A 15,570-nucleotide genomic window follows, 5' to 3' on the forward strand; every position below is an offset into this window, starting at 1 on the left:
CATCGTCTCCCAGGTGCTCGAACGGACGGGGGAGCGGACCGTCTCCTTCCCGAGACGCGGCGTGAGCGGATCGACTCGAAACGACGACCGGGATCCGATCGGCCGCCGGACGTTTTCGCGGTAGCCACGGCGGCCGACGCGATCGCGCCGAACGACGTTCAGCGTTCATTCGTCCACTACGGCTTCCGAGTGATCACGGCCGATTGGTGAAATCATCAATCGTATGTTATTACTGGCCGTCCGAACTCGATCTCATAAATCGTATACTGCAATACAATCTTTTTGGCCGGGAGCATCGAGCGCTACCCCGTCCGTCGGACGACCCCCGAGATCACGGAGGAGACGACGATCATGGAGCGAGTTGCGGCCGTCGTCCGCTCCGAGGACGTCGACACGCTCGACGCCTCCGAGTCGACCTCGGGAACGCTTGGTTCCTCGTGCGCGCGATCGGAACGGAACCACGCATCCGGATGACTGTCGAGGTCCGAGATCCCCAGCGGGCGGACGCCGTCTTCGAGACTCCCGTGGGCTTCGAGATCCCCCGCGGCTGGTCGAAGATCACGTCGAAAGCGACTGATCTCGATCTCTTCCGTCTCCCGTCGAGTACGTCCCGTCGCTAGACGGTTATCTCCGAGGCAGTTTCCAGTCCATCGAAGAGCGCGAGCGCCCGGTCGAGGTGTGCGTGATCCTCCGCGGTGTTTCGCATCACGACGGTCTCGCTCGGGAAGAGGTGTTCACCGAGGACGAGTCCGTTTTCTCGGGCGGTCGATCCGGTGACGGTGAGGTAGACGCCGAGGCCGGCCTCGGCGATCGCCGCCTCCTCGGTGTCCTCGGGGTCGGGGTAGACGAACTCGACGTCACGGAGCGTGTCCGTTCCCAACACCGCGGTGACCAGGCGCTCGTAACGCGGGGAGATACAGAGTCGCCCCTCGTAGCCCGCGAGGAACTCACGATCCAACTTCTCGCCGGGAGCAAGCGCCTCGGGACGACCCATCAGCGTGTGATACACCGTGTCACCGAGCCCGCTCACGATCCGGACGTCCGTGTCCACCGGATCGATCCGATCGTTGACGTCGGAGAGTCCCGAGAGGCCGGTCTCCCGGATCCCGACTACCTCCTCCAACACGAGGTCCGCCGAGTCGAAGCCGAGCGCGAACTCGTGGGTCCGGAGCGCCCGGAACGGCTCCTCGCGTCCGACCAGTTTGAGATCGACGCCGTCGACGGTGACGGTCGCCGCGTCGAAGACGATCCGGCGGGGTTTCCCCTCACGATCGTCGCGGAGCAGAGTGAACTCCGGGTTCCCCGGCTCCGAGGGGTCCGAATACTCCGCGAGCCGGTGGTACGGGCCCTCCTCAGCCTCGACGGACCCCTTCGTCACCGCCTTCTCGTACCGGAGCGTGTTGCTCACGCTGTCCGCGAGCTCGTCGAGTTCGTCGGTTCGCCCGGCGTCGGCGATCCGCTCGAGGACGGCCTCCAGCGGACGACCCTTGCGCGGAACGGCGACCGGGAGCGGGTCGGTCATTACCCGGTGTGAGTCGCCGCGGCTAAAACGGGTTGCGCTTTCGACCGGCTACGGCCCGAACGCCTCGTTGAGCCGCTTCCGGAAGGCTTCGAGTTCCTCGAGGTGGTCGTCGATCGCCTCGAGCTCGGCCTCGACGTCCTCCAAGTCGTCCCCGAGCCGTCCTTCGATGTCGGTCAGCCGCGAGTCCACCTCCGCGAGGTCGTCCCACAGGTCGTCGAACTCCTCGTCGAAGCGGCCGAACCGCTCCTCCACGTCGTCGATCCGCTCGTCGGCCCGTTCGACGCCCGCCGCGGCGTCGTCGACCTCCTCGTAGAGCGTCTCGACGTCGTCGTCGAAGTCGTCGAGCGCGTCGTCGAGCCCGGCGATATCGGCCTCGATCGAGGTCACGTCCCCGGCGACACCCTCAACGGTCTCCTCGAGTCCTGCCGCGGTCGCTTGAACCGCCGAAACGGTGTCCCCGAACTCGTCGACCGTCGTCTCGACCCCGTCGACGTCGTCCCGGAGGTCACTGACGTCGGACTCCATCCCGTCGACATCGTCGACGAGTTCCCCGTGTGCCCGCTCGCCGGCTCCGACGCGGGTGTCGAGCGCGTCGACGGTGGACTCGACGTCGTCCACGCGGGCGTCGAGCCCGTCGAGGACCTCCCGTGCGGTGCCCTCCTCGTCGATGAACTCGGCGAGCGCGTCGGCGTACGCCTCGATGTCCGACACGCTCGACTGGAGTCGACTGATCCGGACGTCGACGCTCCGTGGGACGCCGAGGTCGAGTTCCGAACGCAGGAGCTCCATGTCGTCCTCCTCTACCGCACCGGCTCGGATCTCCTCCGCGAGCCCGGCCGCGATCCCGCCCGCGGCCGTGACGGGTTCGCCGTCCTCGTCCGCCGAATCGGCGTGCTCGGCCTCGTCGAGTGCGTCGGGGTCGGCCTCGTCGGCGTCGATCTCCTCGTCCGCCTCGTCGTCTTCGACGTCCTCACGCGGAGTGACCGCCGCGATCGTTCCGTCAGCGACCGTCCGGGGTTCGGGTCCTCCGACTTCCGGTTCGTCCGAATCGGCGTCCTCGTCCGGCTCAGTCGCCTCCCCGTCGGTGTCGGATTCGGCGACGGGTTCGTCCTCGGAAGGGGCCTCGTCGAGGGGTTCCTTCTCCATGCCCGGGAGGGTATCGCGGTCGCCCGCGAGCACCTCCCTCACCGCGTCGGTCTCGCCGGACCCGAGCACGTCCCCGATCTCCTCGCCGACGGGGACGTGTTCGATGACCGGCGTTCCGAGGAACCCGTCCAGATCCGGGTCGTCGTCGCGGATCCCGAAGACCGTCTCGACGGACTCGCCGGGTTCGAGAACCCGCTCGAACTCCACTCGGTGGTCCTTGTAGGCCGTCCAGTTCTCACTCTCGTAGTCGGGATGGAACCCGACTCGGTCCATCGGGAACTCATCGGGGATCCGGTCGACGATCCGCACTCGGACCGCGTCCTCGCGACGGGAGGAGAGTTCGAAGGTCACTGCGGGTACCGGGAACGCGTCGTCGGTGAAGGACTTCTCGACGCGGACGCCGTCCTCCTCGACGGTGGTCGTTGCTTCCGCCGTCCGTTCGTTCATACGCTATCGTCCGCAAGCCAGGGCTTAAATTCCACGGGCGACCTCTCACGCGTGATAACTGCTCTCGGCGCGCGGCAGGGGGTGACGGCGTGCGCCGAGGGATAGCTACGCGCGGCGAGGGGTGATTAGGCGGCGGTGACGCTTACAGTTCGATCCGGTCGCCGATCTCCACGACTTCCAGTCGCTTCGGGTGCTCGAAGCTGCGGGCGTGCTCGTGGAGCGCCGTCGGATCGGCCGTCAGTCCCTTCCACATGTCCCAGTGCGTGGGGACGAGCCGGTCGAGCTCCAGCGCGCTCGCGGCCTCGATCGCCTGGTTCTCGTCGCTGTACCACTTGGTCCGAGCCGGCTCGCCGGTCTCCTTGTCGGGGATCGTTCCCACCGAGCCGAACGCGAGGATACCCAGGTCGATGTCGTACTCCTCGGCGAGGTCGGGGAACGACGGCGAGGGTTTGCTGTCGCCGGCGTGGAACACGGTGCCCGTCGGGTGTTCGATCACGTAGCCGACCGGATGGGTCGCGTCCGGGTCGTGCGTCTCGACGACGTGGATCGTGAACTCCCCGATCCGTATCTCGTCGCCCTCGGTCACCTCCGTGAACTGCTCGTCGTCGACGGCCCACTCCTCGGTCCACCGCTCCTCGTCGCGGGCGACAGCCAGCGAGTCGTCGGGAGCGACGAAGTCACACCCCGTGTTCGAGAGGATCGGGGCCTGTGAGGGGCCGTGGACGTGGTCGGTGTGTTCGTGGGTCGCGAGTACCGCGTCCGCGACGTCGACGTCGTCGGGGTCGAACGGGACCGGAACCATCCGCACCGTCCGCGGGGGGTCTCCCGTGCCCACGTACGGATCGATCCAGAGGACCGTGCCGTCGCGACCCTTGATCGCGAACCCGTTACAGCCGAGGTACCACAGCGACACCGTCTCGGGGTCGGCCTCCGCGACCGCGCGCGGCAGCCAGTCGCCCCAGTCGGAACTCGTCATGCGTGTCCCTGTCTCAGCTTCCCCCCTAACCGTTCCGGAGTCGCCCCGATATGTGGTAGTCGATGTCGTGATCCGTGTCCGGCCTCCGTCGAATAAACTTCATCATGCGATATCGAATCTTCGTCCGTTCGGGAGCGAGCGGGGTCGTCGAACGGAACCGGGGCTCGAACGGGACCACCCTCGGGTCTTTCGGCTCACTCCACGGGCCACCATCGTTATGGCCGTCACCCACGGATCGACGATATGATCTCGAGCGAGCGGATGGCGGCCGTGGACGCGAACGCGGCCGCGCTCGGCGTTCCGCGAAAACAGCTGATGGAGTCGTCCGGAAACGCGGTCGCCCGGGAGGTCCGGGCGGCGAGCGATCCCGGCGACGCGGTCGCGCTCGTGTGCGGCCGCGGGAACAACGGCGGGGACGCGTTCGTCGCGGCCCGCTTCCTCGCCGACCGTGACGTGACGGTCCACCTGCTCGGCCGACCGGAATCGATCGGGACGACGATCGCCCGCGAGAACTGGGAGGCGTTGCGTGCGGCCGAGATCCCGATCACGATCGTCACCGACTCCGCCGAGGTGAACCTCGGATCCCCGGACGTGGTCGTCGACGCGATGCTCGGCACCGGGATCGCGGGCGGACTGCGCGAGCCGGCACGGACGGCGGCGGAAGCGATAACCGAACTGCGGGGAGACGCGGACGACGGATCCGCCGGCACGACCGTGATCGCCGTCGACGTCCCCTCCGGGATGGACGCCGACACGGGGGAGTCGACCGGCGGGGAGGCGGCGATCGCCGTCGACGCGGACCGCGTCGTGACCTTCCACGACGCGAAGCCCGGGCTCGCCCGGATCGAGGCGAACGTGACCGTCGCCGACATCGGGATCCCGGTGGCCGCGGAGCGGTACACCGGTCCCGGCGATCTCCACGGGCTCGGCCGGGATCCGGACTCGCACAAGGGCGAGAACGGGGAGGTCCTCGTCGTCGGCGGCGGTCCCTACACCGGCGCGCCCGCGCTCTCCGCGCGAGCAGCGCTCCGGGCCGGTGCCGACCTCGTCAGGGTCGCGTGTCCGGCGGGCGTCGCCGACGAGGTCCAGGGGTACTCCGCGGACCTCATCGTTCGGGAGCTGCCGGGGGACGCGCTCGCGCCCGATCACTTCCGGCGGGTCGCGGACCTCGCCGCGGACGGGGACGTCGTCGTGATCGGGCCGGGGATGGGGGATTCCGAGGGATCGCTCGAACTGGCCCGTCGATTCCTCGCCGACTTCCACGGCCGGGCGGTGGTCGACGCCGACGCGCTCCGGCTCGTCCCGGAGGTCGAGACGGACGCCGAGCTGGTCTGTACGCCACATCAGGGGGAGCTTCGGGGGATGGGCGGCGAGACCGCCGCCGATCCCGACGAGCGGGCGGAACTCGTCCGGGAGTTCGCCGCGGAGCTCGGCCACACCCTCCTGGTGAAGGGGCGGTACGACGTGGTAGCCGGACGGACGGCCGATGCCGACGCCGGGGAGACGTGGACGGTTCGGCAGAACCGCACCGGCAATCCGGGCATGACCGTCGGCGGCACCGGCGACGTGCTCGCGGGGACCGTCGGTGCGCTCGCGGCCCGGACGGCTCCGTTCGAGGCGGCGGCCGCGGGCGCGTACGTCAACGGGCTCGCGGGGGATTCGGCGGCGGCGGAGAACGGACACGGGCTCGTGGCGACGGACTTAATCGACCGGCTCCCGCACGCGCTGTACGATGAGTGAGGAGACGGACACGAGCGAGGCCTCCGGTCCAGCCACCGACGACGACTTGACCCACACCACCGCCGACGGCGACGTCCAGATGGTCGACGTGGGCGACAAGCCCGACACGGCCCGACGGGCGGTCGCCCGCGGAGAGGTCCGGCTCACGCCCTCCACGATCGAGGCGATCCGCGCCGACGGGATCGCGAAGGGCGACGTGCTCGCGACCGCGCGGATCGGGGCGATTCAGGCCGTCAAACACACCTGGGAGACGATCCCGATGTGCCACCAGATCCCGATCACGAACGTCGACACGGAGTTCGCCGTCGACGACGACCGCGTCGAGCTGACCGTCGCCGTCGGGACGACCGGGAAGACCGGCTGTGAGATGGAGGCACTCGAGGGAGTCACCACCGGACTCAACGTCGTCTGGGACATGGTGAAGGCCGCCGAGAAGGACGCCGACGGCGGCTATCCGGACACGCGGATCGCGGACGTCGAGGTCGTCTCGAAGGAGAAGCGGGAGGTCGGTCCCGACGCCGAGTAGACGGACCGGGCTCAGAACAGCCCGGAGATGTCACCGTCGGCGTCGACGTCGATCGCCTCGGCGGCCGGCTCCGCGGGCAGCCCCGGCATCGTCATCACGTCCGCCGTCTTGACCACGAGGAACCCGGCTCCCGCGGAGGGAGTTACCTCCCTGACGGTGAGCGTCCACCCCTCCGGGACGCCGGTGAGCGAGGCGTCGTCGGAGAAGGAGTACGGCGTCTTCGAGAGACACACGGGGAGGTCGCCGTACCCCCATTCCTCGAGGCGGTCGACGTCGTCGCGCGCGCCGTCCACGTACTCCACGTCGTCGGCACCGTACACCTCGCGAGCGACCGTCCCGATCTTGGCTTCGACCGACTCGTCGACGTCGTACAGCGGCGTGAACTCTCCCGTCCCCGCGAGGTTCCGGACCCGCTCGGCGAGGTCGGTCGCTCCCTCGCCGCCGTCGCCGTACGCGGTCGAACGCGCGACGGCGATCCCGTCGTCGACGAGCGCGTCCTCGAGTGCCGCGAGTTCCGCCTCCGTGTCGTCGGGAAACACGTTGATCCCGACCACTGCCGGAACCCCGAACGACTCGACGATCTCGACGTGGCGGCGGACGTTGTCGACGCCGGCCCGGATCGCCTCGGGGTCCGGGTCCGCGAGCGCGTCGAAGTCGGTCGGCCACATCTCCAACCCGTGGCGTTTCGCCCCCCGAACCGTCGCCACGACGACCGCGACGTCGGGGACGATCCCCTCGCGGGCGACGATGTGGGCGAACTTCTCCGCGCCGAGGTCCGCGCCGAACCCCGCCTCGGTGACGAGGTAGTCGGACAGCGACGCGCCGACCCGGTCGGCGACGAGAGTGTTGGTGCCGTGCGCGATGTTCGCGAACGGCCCACCGTGGACCAGCGCCGGGACGCCTTCAACCGTCTGGACGAGATTGGGGCGGAACGCGTCACGGAGCAGCGCCGCGACCGCGCCGGTGACGCCGAGATCCGTCGACGTCACGGGGTCGCCGTCGACGTCCTCGGCCAGCACGATCCGGCCGACCCGGGACTTGAGGTCCTCGAGATCGGAAGCGAGCCCGAGCACGGCCATCAGCTCCGACGCCGCGGTGATGACGAACTCGTCCTCACGGGGTACGCCACGGGTCGGACCGCCCAGCCCCACGACCGCCTCGCGGAGCGCGCGGTCGTTGACGTCGAGCGCCCGGGGCCAGTGAACCCGGCGAACGTCGACGTCCTCGTCGTTCCCCTGGTGGAGATGGTTGTCGAGGGTCGCGGCGAGCAGGTCGTGTGCGGCCGTCAGTGCGTGAATGTCCCCGGTGAAATGGAGGTTGATCGCCTCCATCGGCAACACCTGGGAGTAGCCGCCGCCGGCCGCGCCGCCCTTGATCCCGAACACCGGTCCGAGCGAGGGCTCCCGGACCGCGACCGTCGTCGACTCGCCGAGCGCCGCGAGCCCCTGTCCGAGTCCGACCGTGGTCACCGTCTTCCCCTCGCCCTTCGGCGTCGGCGTCATTCCGGTCACGAGGACGGTCGTGCCGTCGGTCCCGCCGGCGGTCGCCGACCGAACCGCGTCCAGGGTCAGCTTCGCGACCCCGTCACCCCGCGGCTCGACGTCGTCGGGAGCCAAGCCGAGATCGGCGGCGACCTCCTCGATGGGGCGCGTGCTCGTCGATCGGGCCACGGCGAGATCGGATTCGGGCGTTCCGTCGTCGGGATCTGTCGTCACCATACCGGCCCTTCACGGGGGCGGGTCAAGAGCGTTGGAGGTGTTTCCGATCGCGTGGGATCGGGACTCGCAGAGAACTCGAACGGCGAATCCCTGCCAAAACGCCGAGAACGGTTCAGTCGTCGGCGGGCTCGGGGTCGTCGCCGGCCACGTCGCCGTCGGTCGGTTCCCCACCGTCGGAGACCGTCACCGCGATGTCGGCGGCGGCGGCCTTGTACTCGGGGATCTTCGCACGGTCGTCGAGCACGTCGTTCGTGAGTCGGTTCGCGGAGGCGGCCGCGAAGTGCGGCGTCGTCCAGACGACGCCCTCCTTGATGTCCTCCGTCACCTGCGCTTTCACCTCGATCTCGCCGCGGCGCGACCGGAGTTGGACCATGTCGCCGTCCTCGATACCGTACCGTTCCGCGTCGTTCGGGTGGACGTCGACGAAGTTCTCGGGGTGCTGTCGCGAGAGCGTCGGCGAGCGACGGCTCATCGTCCCCGTGTTGTAGTGCTCCTCGAGCCGGGCGGTGGTGAGGATGAGCGGGTACTCCTCGTCCGGAACCTCCGCGGGCGGCTGGTGGCGGACGCCCTCGATCTGGCCCAGTCCGCTCTCGGTGTCGAAGGAGTCCTCGTAGAGGAACTGGTCGCCCTCGTCCCCCTCCTCGTAGCAGGGCCAGTGGAGTCCCTCCTCGCCGAGCCCGTCGTAGGTCATCCCGTGGTAGATCGGACACACCTCCCGGAGCTCCTCGAAGACCGCCTCGACGTCCTCGAAGCGGAACTCCGCTTCACTGAACAGCCGGCTGCCGACCTCCATCAGGATCTCGAGGTCGTGTTTCGTGTTCTCGTGAACCTTCTCGACGCCGCGCATTCGCTGGACGCGACGGTCGGTGTTCGTGACCGTGCCGCCGCGTTCCGCCCACGTCGTCGCCGGGAGCACCACGTCCGCGAGCTCGGCGGTCTCGGTCATGAAGATGTCCTGTGCCACCATGAACTCGAGCGAGTTCAGCCGCTCCTCGACCCGGTTGCCGTCGGGCTCGCTCATGATCGGGTTCTCGCCCATCACGTAGAGCCCGTGAACCGACTTGCCCGCCTCGTGGGAGATCTCGACGTTCGTGAGGCCGGGCTCGTCGGGTACCTCGAATCCCCACACGTCCTCGACGGACTCGCGGGCCTCGTCGTCGTCGACGAGCTGGTAGCCGGGAAGCACGTTCGGCATCGCGCCCACGTCGCTCGTCCCCTGGACGTTGTTCTGGCCGCGCAGCGGGTTGACGCCGGTCCCGGGCTTGCCGAGGTTGCCCGTGATCAACGCGAGGTTGATCTCGTTCTGGACGTTGTCGACGCCGCAGGTGTGCTGGCTCATCCCCATCCCGGTGAAGATCGCGGCGTTGTTCGCCATCGCGTACTTCTCGGCGGCGAGCTCGATGTCCTCGAGCGGGACGCCGGCCTCCTCGGCGGCCGCCTCCTCGTCGAAGTCCGCGAGCGTCTCCTTCAGGTGGTCGAAGCCCTCGGTCCGCTCCTCGATGAACCCCTCGTCGATCCAGCCCGCGTCGGGCTCCGCCTCGTGGCGCTCGAGGATCGTCTTGAGCACGACGTTGAGGAGCGGGATGTCCGCGCCGGGGTTCACCTGGAGGTGCATGTGGCGGTCGGTCTCGTCGATGTCGAACGACCGCGTCGTCTTGTTGGCGTGCGGGTCGACCTGGATCACCGTCGCGCCCTCGAGGACCGCCTGCCGGAAGTACTGGCTGTTGGCGATCGGGTGCTGCTCGCCGGGGTTCGCCCCCTGGATCCAGAAGACGTCCGCGGCCTCCTCTAAGTCCTCCATGCTGTTCGTCATCGCCCCCGCGCCGAGGCTGGTCCGGAGCGCCCAGACGGTCGAGGCGTGACACATCCGGGTACAGTTGTCGACGTTGTTGGTGCCGTAGCGGCGCGCGAGCTTCTGGAGGAGGTAGTTCTCCTCGTTCATCGTCTTCGAGGAGCCGTAAAAGCCCATCCCGTCGGGGCCGTGCTCCTCACGGATCCGCTCCATCTCCGAGACGATCCGGTCGTACGCCTCCTCCCACGTCGCCTCGCGGAACTCCCCGTCCTCCTTGATCAGCGGCTCCGTGAGTCGGTCCTCGTGGTCGATCACCTGTGTCGCCGCGCCGCCCTTGATACAGATGCGACCCTCGTTGACGGGGGCGTCACCCCACGGCCGGAAGTTCACGTCGCCGAGGTCCTCCCCTTGCTGGATCTGGATACCGCAGCCCACCCCGCAGTACGGGCAGATCGTCTTGACCGCGTCGTCACCCTCACTGGACATGTCGACCACCCGCTCGGAACGCGTTCATGTGTCACGATCTATGCCGCTAGTTGCATGAGTGTGTCGGTGGTTCATCCGCCCCATCCCGCCGCGCGGAAGCGTTAGGTGCGCGGCGACCGATCGCGAGGTATGGATCTCTCGCGGGACGACGTGAGGGCGACGATCGAGGCGTACCGTGAGTCGGAACCGCTGTACTCCGTCGAGGCCGAGGCCGTCGAGACCCTGCCCGACGCGTTCCGAAGCGGCGAGTACGGTCGGCGGGACGCCCAGTGGGTGGTGCGGTGGTACGGCCGTCGCTACCTCGGCGACGAGCCGCCGGGAACGGACCGGAGCCGGCGGGAGGAGGCCTTCGAGGGAGCCGACTTCGAGGCGGTTCTCGAGGCGATCTCGACCGCGGTCGACGCGGATCGGGAGTCGTACGTGGCGGCGGTCGACGCGTTGACCTCGCTTCCGGGCGTCGACCTCCCGGTCGCCTCGGCGTTCCTCGCGTTCGTCCACCCGGACCGCTTCGTCGTCGTCGGTCCCGACGAGTGGAGGGTCCTGTGTGACCTGACGGACCTCGAGGGACCGTATCCGGATCCGCCCTCGATCGACGAGTACGACGACTACCTCGCGGCGTGTGACGAGTTCGCGGAACGGTACGGGATCGACCCGTGGGAGCTGTACATGGTCGTCTGGAGACGACGCGGGGAACGCGCCGAGACGTGAACCGATCTCGAGACCTGAACCGGCCTCACGCGGCGGAACACGTCCTCACACCCTGAGCCAGGCCTTCGGGTGCTCCGCTTTGAGGTGCCGCTGGTAGGCGCCGATCAGCTCCGGATAGGAGTCGGCGACGGCGTGCCACTCGCAGTGGTCACAGCCGCGTTCGACCGCGTCGTCGCCGTCCTGAACGTATCCGCCGCGCCGGTAGGTCACCATGGGGATCCCGTGCCCTGTATGGGAGTCATTCGTTCGCATGGAGGTGCTCGAAGGGTTTGAACCCCTCGCCGGGAACGATCGCGTCGCGGTCGCCTCACACCGGAGTAGTGTTGCTATCGATCGTTATAGATTTATTAATGGTAACTGACCTGTAAATAGACTTACGTCAAATGATGCCCTTCGTTCTCATGGATCACTTGTGAAAGCAGTAGTGTATCAGGGACCGTACGAGGTCGCTGTCGAGGACGTGGAGGAACCGGAGATCGAGCACCCGAACGACGTGGTCGTAGACATCACGACGTCGTGTATCTGCGGATCGGACCTCCACATGTACGAGGGCCGAACCGCAGCCGAGGAGGGGATCGTCTTCGGCCACGAGAACATGGGGATCGTCAGCGAGGTCGGCGAGGCCGTCTCCACGCTGGAGGAGGGCGACCGCGTGGTGATGCCCTTCAACGTCTCCTGTGGGTTCTGTCAGAACTGTGAGGAGGGATACACCGGCTTCTGTACCAACGTCAACCCCGGATTCGCGGGCGGCGCGTACGGCTACGTCGCCATGGGACCGTACCCGGGCGGACAGGCCGAGAAGCTCCGCGTCCCGTACGCGGACCACAACGCGCTGAAACTGCCGGAGGGACGCGAACACGAGGACGCGTTCTCGCTCCTCGCCGACATCTTCCCGACCGGGTGGCACGGAACCGAACTGGCCGACCTCCAACCCGGCGAGTCGGTCGCCATCTTCGGAGCCGGCCCGGTCGGGCTGATGGCCGCTTACAGCGCCAAGATCAAGGGCGCGGCGGAGATCTACGTCGTGGACCAGGTACCGAGCCGGCTCGAACTGGCCGAGGAGCACTGTGACGCCCACGCGATCGACTTCTCGGAGGGCGACCCGGTCGACCAGATCATCGAGGAACACGGCGGGATGGTCGACAAGGGCGTCGACGCGGTCGGGTACCAGGCGACTGATCCCGACGACGTCGACACCGACACGGAGGACTACTCCTACCAGCCGGCCAAGGAGAACCCGGCGGTCGTGATCAACAACCTGATCCGGGTCGTCCGGCCGACCGGTCAGCTCGGCATTCCGGGGCTGTACGTCCCCGAAGACCCCGGCGCACCCGACGACATGGCCGCACAGGGGCGGCTCGGCATCGACTTCGGGAAGTTCTTCGAGAAGGGCCTCAAGTGCGGGACCGGCCAGTGTAACGTCAAGTCGTACAACCGGTACCTGCGCGACATGATCATCGAGGGCCGCGCGGACCCGAGCTGGGTCGTCTCCCACCGCGTCGACCTCGAGGAGGCGCCCGAGATGTACGAGGCGTTCGACGCCCGCGAGGAGGGCGTCACGAAGGTCCTCCTCGAACCCTGAGTCGGCCGACCCGTCCGATCGACGAGGGCTCCGTTCTCACGTTTTTTCGACCCAGCCAACGCTTATGGCGCACCGACGCGTTCGCCGATACATGTGCCAATACTGTAACTGGGCGTTCCACGACGGGTGGGGCGAACTGCTCCAGTACGACGAGGTGTACCAGTCGGCCGTCGGCGCCGAAACGGAGTCCACCCACGGGTTCCACGAGGACTGGGACGACCTCCAGGCGGAACTCGGGATCTGAGCGGACTCGAGCGCGAAACGGGTCCGTGATCGAGACGACGACGCGACCGGTACGTTTCGGTACGGAGCCCTCGGGAGCCCTCATAGCAGGTCCTATATTCGGACGTGACAGCGACGACCCATGACCCGATCCGACGACCCGGCTCGGTCCGACGGTGCAGACCGGCCCGACGATCCCACCCGACCCGACGATCCCGCTCGGTCGACGACCGGCGACACCGAGACGACCGTCTCTCGTCGTCGAGCCCTCCTGGCGGGGACCGCGGGGATCACGACCGTGGGGGCGGTCGGGTTGGCGTACACGGACGGTGGGACGCGCGAGGAGGCGACTGAGCCGGCACCGCTCGAGTCGTTCGGTCCGGAGACCGGCTCCGACCTCGCGCTCATCGCCCATCGCGGATTTGCCGGCGAGAACCCGGAGAACACGGTCGCGGCGGTGGAGGCGGCCGCGGGCCGCGACGTCCCGGACGCTCGACGGGCCGACCTCGTCGAGGTCGACGCCGTCGCGACCGCCGACGGCGACGTGGTGGTCTTTCACGACGACCGGCTCGCGGGACGCGCCGGCGGTGCCCTCGGACTCACCGACGCCGAGGGTCTCGTCCGCGAGACGGACACGGAGACCGTCACGAGCGCGGAGGTGCTCGGAAGCGGCGAGACGGTTCCGCTCCTCCGGGACCTGCTCGACGTGCTCCCCGCGGACGTGGGCGTGAACGTCGAGTTGAAGAACCCCGGACACGGGGACCTTCGACCCGACGAGAAGCTCCCGGAGGCGGAGTTGACCGAGCGCACGGCGGTCTGGCGGCCGTTCGTCGAGCGCGTGTGTTCGGTCCTCGACGACCACGACAACGAGGTGCTCCTCTCGTCGTTTTACGAGGCCGCGCTGGCGGCGAGCCGCGAGGTCTCGTCGTATCCGGTCGCGCCGATCCTCTCCGAGTCGGTCGAGGACGGTCTCGCGATCGCCCGCGCGTACGACGCCGAGGCGATCCACCCGCCGATCGGACTGGTCGGAGGAACGCCCTTCTCGGGGACGGCGGACGACGCGGGCGTCGACCTCGTGGAGACCGCCCACGCGGAGGACCGCGACGTGAACGTCTGGACGGTCGAGACGTGGTATCAGGCTCGGTGGCTCGCCGCGGTCGGCGTGGACGGGATCATCGCCGACTACGCGGGCCTGCTCGGCGGGTCGTCGTGAGCGGACGGGCGGTCGTGAGATCGAACCGGGACGGAGCGATATATAGCGGTCCGTACGGCTCGAATCGGTCCGTAGACCTCTTAGCAGAGGCTTTTAGGTCGCTTTCGCCACCTTCGGTCGCATGACGTCGAACAACGACTCGACGCGCGGGATCTCACGCCGAAACACGCTCGCCACGACCGGGGCGGCGCTGGGCGCGATGACCGGGCTGGCGGGATGTATGGGTGGAAGCGAGGGGAACGAGGCGCAGTTCTCGCCCATCGCCGACGAACTGACCGTCTGGCACGCCATGGGCGGCACCAACGGGGAGACGCTCGACGGGATCGCCGCCGGCTTCGAGGAGGAACACGGGATCGAGGCGAACATGGAGTTTCAGGACTCCTACGAGAACGTCCTGACGAACACGCTCGCGGCGTTCGACTCCGGAAACGTCTCCGACATGCTCCAGGTCGACAGCCTGTTCGCCCAACAGGTGCTGGACACGGACCAGGTTCGGCCGGTCGCGGAGATCCTCCCCGACGACTTCGACACTGACGTCTTCCTCGACAACGTCGCGGAGTTCTTCACCGTCGACGGCGAGCTCGCCTCGCTTCCCTTCAACAACTCGAACGCGATCATGTACATCAACCGCGACGCGTTCGAGGAGGCGGGACTCGACCCGGACGACCCGCCGACCACGCTCGCGGAGGTGCGATCCGCCTCGGAGACGCTCGTCGACGAGGGCGTCACCCAGTACGGGATCACCTGGCCGAACCACGTCTGGTTCGTGGAGACGTGGTACGGCTTCGAGGGCGAGCTCATGACCGACGCCGAGAACGGCCACGCCGGCGACCCTTCGGAGTTCTACACGCCCGACGCCGTCCACGACCTCTACGAGTGGTGGAAGGGGATGGCCGACGACGGGCTCTACACCAACCCGGGGATCGAGGCGTGGGGCGAGGCGACCTCGCTCTTCATCGAGCAGGAGTCCGCGATGGTCCTCACGAGCACCGCGTCGGTCGCGGGACTGATCGCCGACTCGGAGGACTTCACCGTCGACGCGGCTCCGTATCCGTCCATCAGCGAAACCCGAGTGGGACCGGTCATCGGCGGCGCGTCCTTCTACGTTCCCGACGGGCTTCCCGAGGACCGGTACGAGGAGATCGGGCGGCTCCTCCAGTACATGGCCCAACCCGAAGTCCAGACGGAGTGGCACAAGGGATCGGGGTACTACCCGATCACGCAGCCATCCGTCGACTCGCTCCGCGAGGAGGGGTGGTTCGAGGAGAACCCGATGTACAACGTCGCGCTCGAGCAGCTCCAGAACGGCGACGCCTCCGACCCCGCCACGAAGCGGGCGCTCCTCGGTCCGGCCCGAAACGTCCAGACGGTGATCCAAGACAAGTCGGTCGACGTCGTCAACGCCGACGACGTCGGATCGGAGATCGAGACGATGAAGTCGGAGGTCGAGTCCGTGCTGACCGACTACTACGAGTGATCGAGGTCGACGGGT

Annotated in this window: 14 protein-coding genes; 8 read left to right on the top strand and 6 right to left on the bottom strand. The window is 68.1% G+C overall.

What is annotated here, in order from left to right; all coding sequences use genetic code 11:
• Positions 1-282 precede the first annotated feature (282 nt).
• Positions 283-474 (top strand): hypothetical protein, encoded by a 192-nt coding sequence (locus tag OKW78_RS00680; RefSeq protein ID WP_281193413.1) that lies wholly within the window; start codon positions 283-285, stop codon positions 472-474.
• A gap of 142 nt (positions 475-616) precedes the next feature.
• Here the strand turns inward: OKW78_RS00680 and OKW78_RS00685 are convergent, their stop codons facing one another.
• From OKW78_RS00685 to OKW78_RS00695, 3 genes are all read right to left on the bottom strand, one after another.
• The gene (locus tag OKW78_RS00685; RefSeq protein ID WP_281193414.1) at positions 617-1,522 is read right to left on the bottom strand and encodes a hypothetical protein; all 906 of its coding nucleotides are present in this window, start codon (positions 1,520-1,522) and stop codon (positions 617-619) included.
• Positions 1,523-1,570: 48 nt separating this feature from the next.
• On the bottom strand, positions 1,571-3,115 hold the full coding sequence (locus OKW78_RS00690; protein WP_281193415.1) for a hypothetical protein: 1,545 nt from the start codon (positions 3,113-3,115) through the stop codon (positions 1,571-1,573).
• A 142-nt stretch (positions 3,116-3,257) separates the two neighbouring features.
• Positions 3,258-4,091: an MBL fold metallo-hydrolase gene (locus OKW78_RS00695; RefSeq protein ID WP_281193416.1), complete on the bottom strand. Its 834-nt coding sequence runs from the start codon at positions 4,089-4,091 to the stop codon at positions 3,258-3,260.
• A gap of 243 nt (positions 4,092-4,334) precedes the next feature.
• On the opposite strand from OKW78_RS00695, the gene OKW78_RS00700 reads away from it, so the two are divergent.
• On the top strand, positions 4,335-5,831 hold the full coding sequence (locus OKW78_RS00700; RefSeq protein WP_281193417.1) for an NAD(P)H-hydrate dehydratase: 1,497 nt from the start codon (positions 4,335-4,337) through the stop codon (positions 5,829-5,831).
• Positions 5,824-6,357, top strand: a complete 534-nt coding sequence (moaC, locus tag OKW78_RS00705) for a cyclic pyranopterin monophosphate synthase MoaC (RefSeq protein WP_281193418.1) — start codon at positions 5,824-5,826, stop codon at positions 6,355-6,357. The genes OKW78_RS00700 and moaC overlap by 8 nt, the downstream gene beginning before the upstream one ends.
• Positions 6,358-6,368: 11 nt before the next feature.
• On the opposite strand, the gene OKW78_RS00710 is transcribed toward moaC, so the two are convergent.
• Positions 6,369-8,075: a formate--tetrahydrofolate ligase gene (locus OKW78_RS00710; protein ID WP_281193419.1), complete on the bottom strand. Its 1,707-nt coding sequence runs from the start codon at positions 8,073-8,075 to the stop codon at positions 6,369-6,371.
• Between the two features lie 112 nt (positions 8,076-8,187).
• Positions 8,188-10,353 carry a formate dehydrogenase subunit alpha gene (gene fdhF / locus OKW78_RS00715; RefSeq protein WP_281193420.1) on the bottom strand — a complete coding sequence of 722 codons (2,166 nt, stop codon included), beginning with the start codon at positions 10,351-10,353 and terminating at the stop codon, positions 8,188-8,190.
• Between the two features lie 129 nt (positions 10,354-10,482).
• Between fdhF and OKW78_RS00720 the strand changes: the two genes are divergently transcribed.
• Positions 10,483-11,061: a hypothetical protein gene (locus tag OKW78_RS00720; RefSeq protein ID WP_281193421.1), complete on the top strand. Its 579-nt coding sequence runs from the start codon at positions 10,483-10,485 to the stop codon at positions 11,059-11,061.
• Between the two features lie 45 nt (positions 11,062-11,106).
• On the opposite strand, the gene OKW78_RS00725 is transcribed toward OKW78_RS00720, so the two are convergent.
• Complete coding sequence (locus tag OKW78_RS00725; protein ID WP_281193422.1) at positions 11,107-11,274, bottom strand: hypothetical protein; 168 nt, start codon at positions 11,272-11,274, stop codon at positions 11,107-11,109.
• Between the two features lie 199 nt (positions 11,275-11,473).
• Between OKW78_RS00725 and OKW78_RS00730 the strand changes: the two genes are divergently transcribed.
• From OKW78_RS00730 to OKW78_RS00745, 4 genes are all read left to right on the top strand, one after another.
• A complete protein-coding gene (locus tag OKW78_RS00730) occupies positions 11,474-12,643 on the top strand; it encodes a glutathione-independent formaldehyde dehydrogenase (protein ID WP_281193423.1) in 1,170 nt (389 codons plus the stop codon).
• 91 nt (positions 12,644-12,734) lie between these two features.
• Positions 12,735-12,887, top strand: a complete 153-nt coding sequence (locus tag OKW78_RS00735) for a hypothetical protein (protein WP_185955725.1) — start codon at positions 12,735-12,737, stop codon at positions 12,885-12,887.
• A 120-nt stretch (positions 12,888-13,007) separates the two neighbouring features.
• A complete protein-coding gene (locus OKW78_RS00740; protein ID WP_281193424.1) occupies positions 13,008-14,078 on the top strand; it encodes a glycerophosphodiester phosphodiesterase in 1,071 nt (356 codons plus the stop codon).
• Positions 14,079-14,367: 289 nt separating this feature from the next.
• Complete coding sequence (locus tag OKW78_RS00745; RefSeq protein ID WP_369335026.1) at positions 14,368-15,555, top strand: ABC transporter substrate-binding protein; 1,188 nt, start codon at positions 14,368-14,370, stop codon at positions 15,553-15,555.
• Positions 15,556-15,570 lie beyond the last annotated feature (15 nt).

The sequence above is a fragment of the Halorubrum sp. F4 genome (assembly GCF_027257195.1).
Lineage (GTDB): Archaea > Halobacteriota > Halobacteria > Halobacteriales > Haloferacaceae > Halorubrum.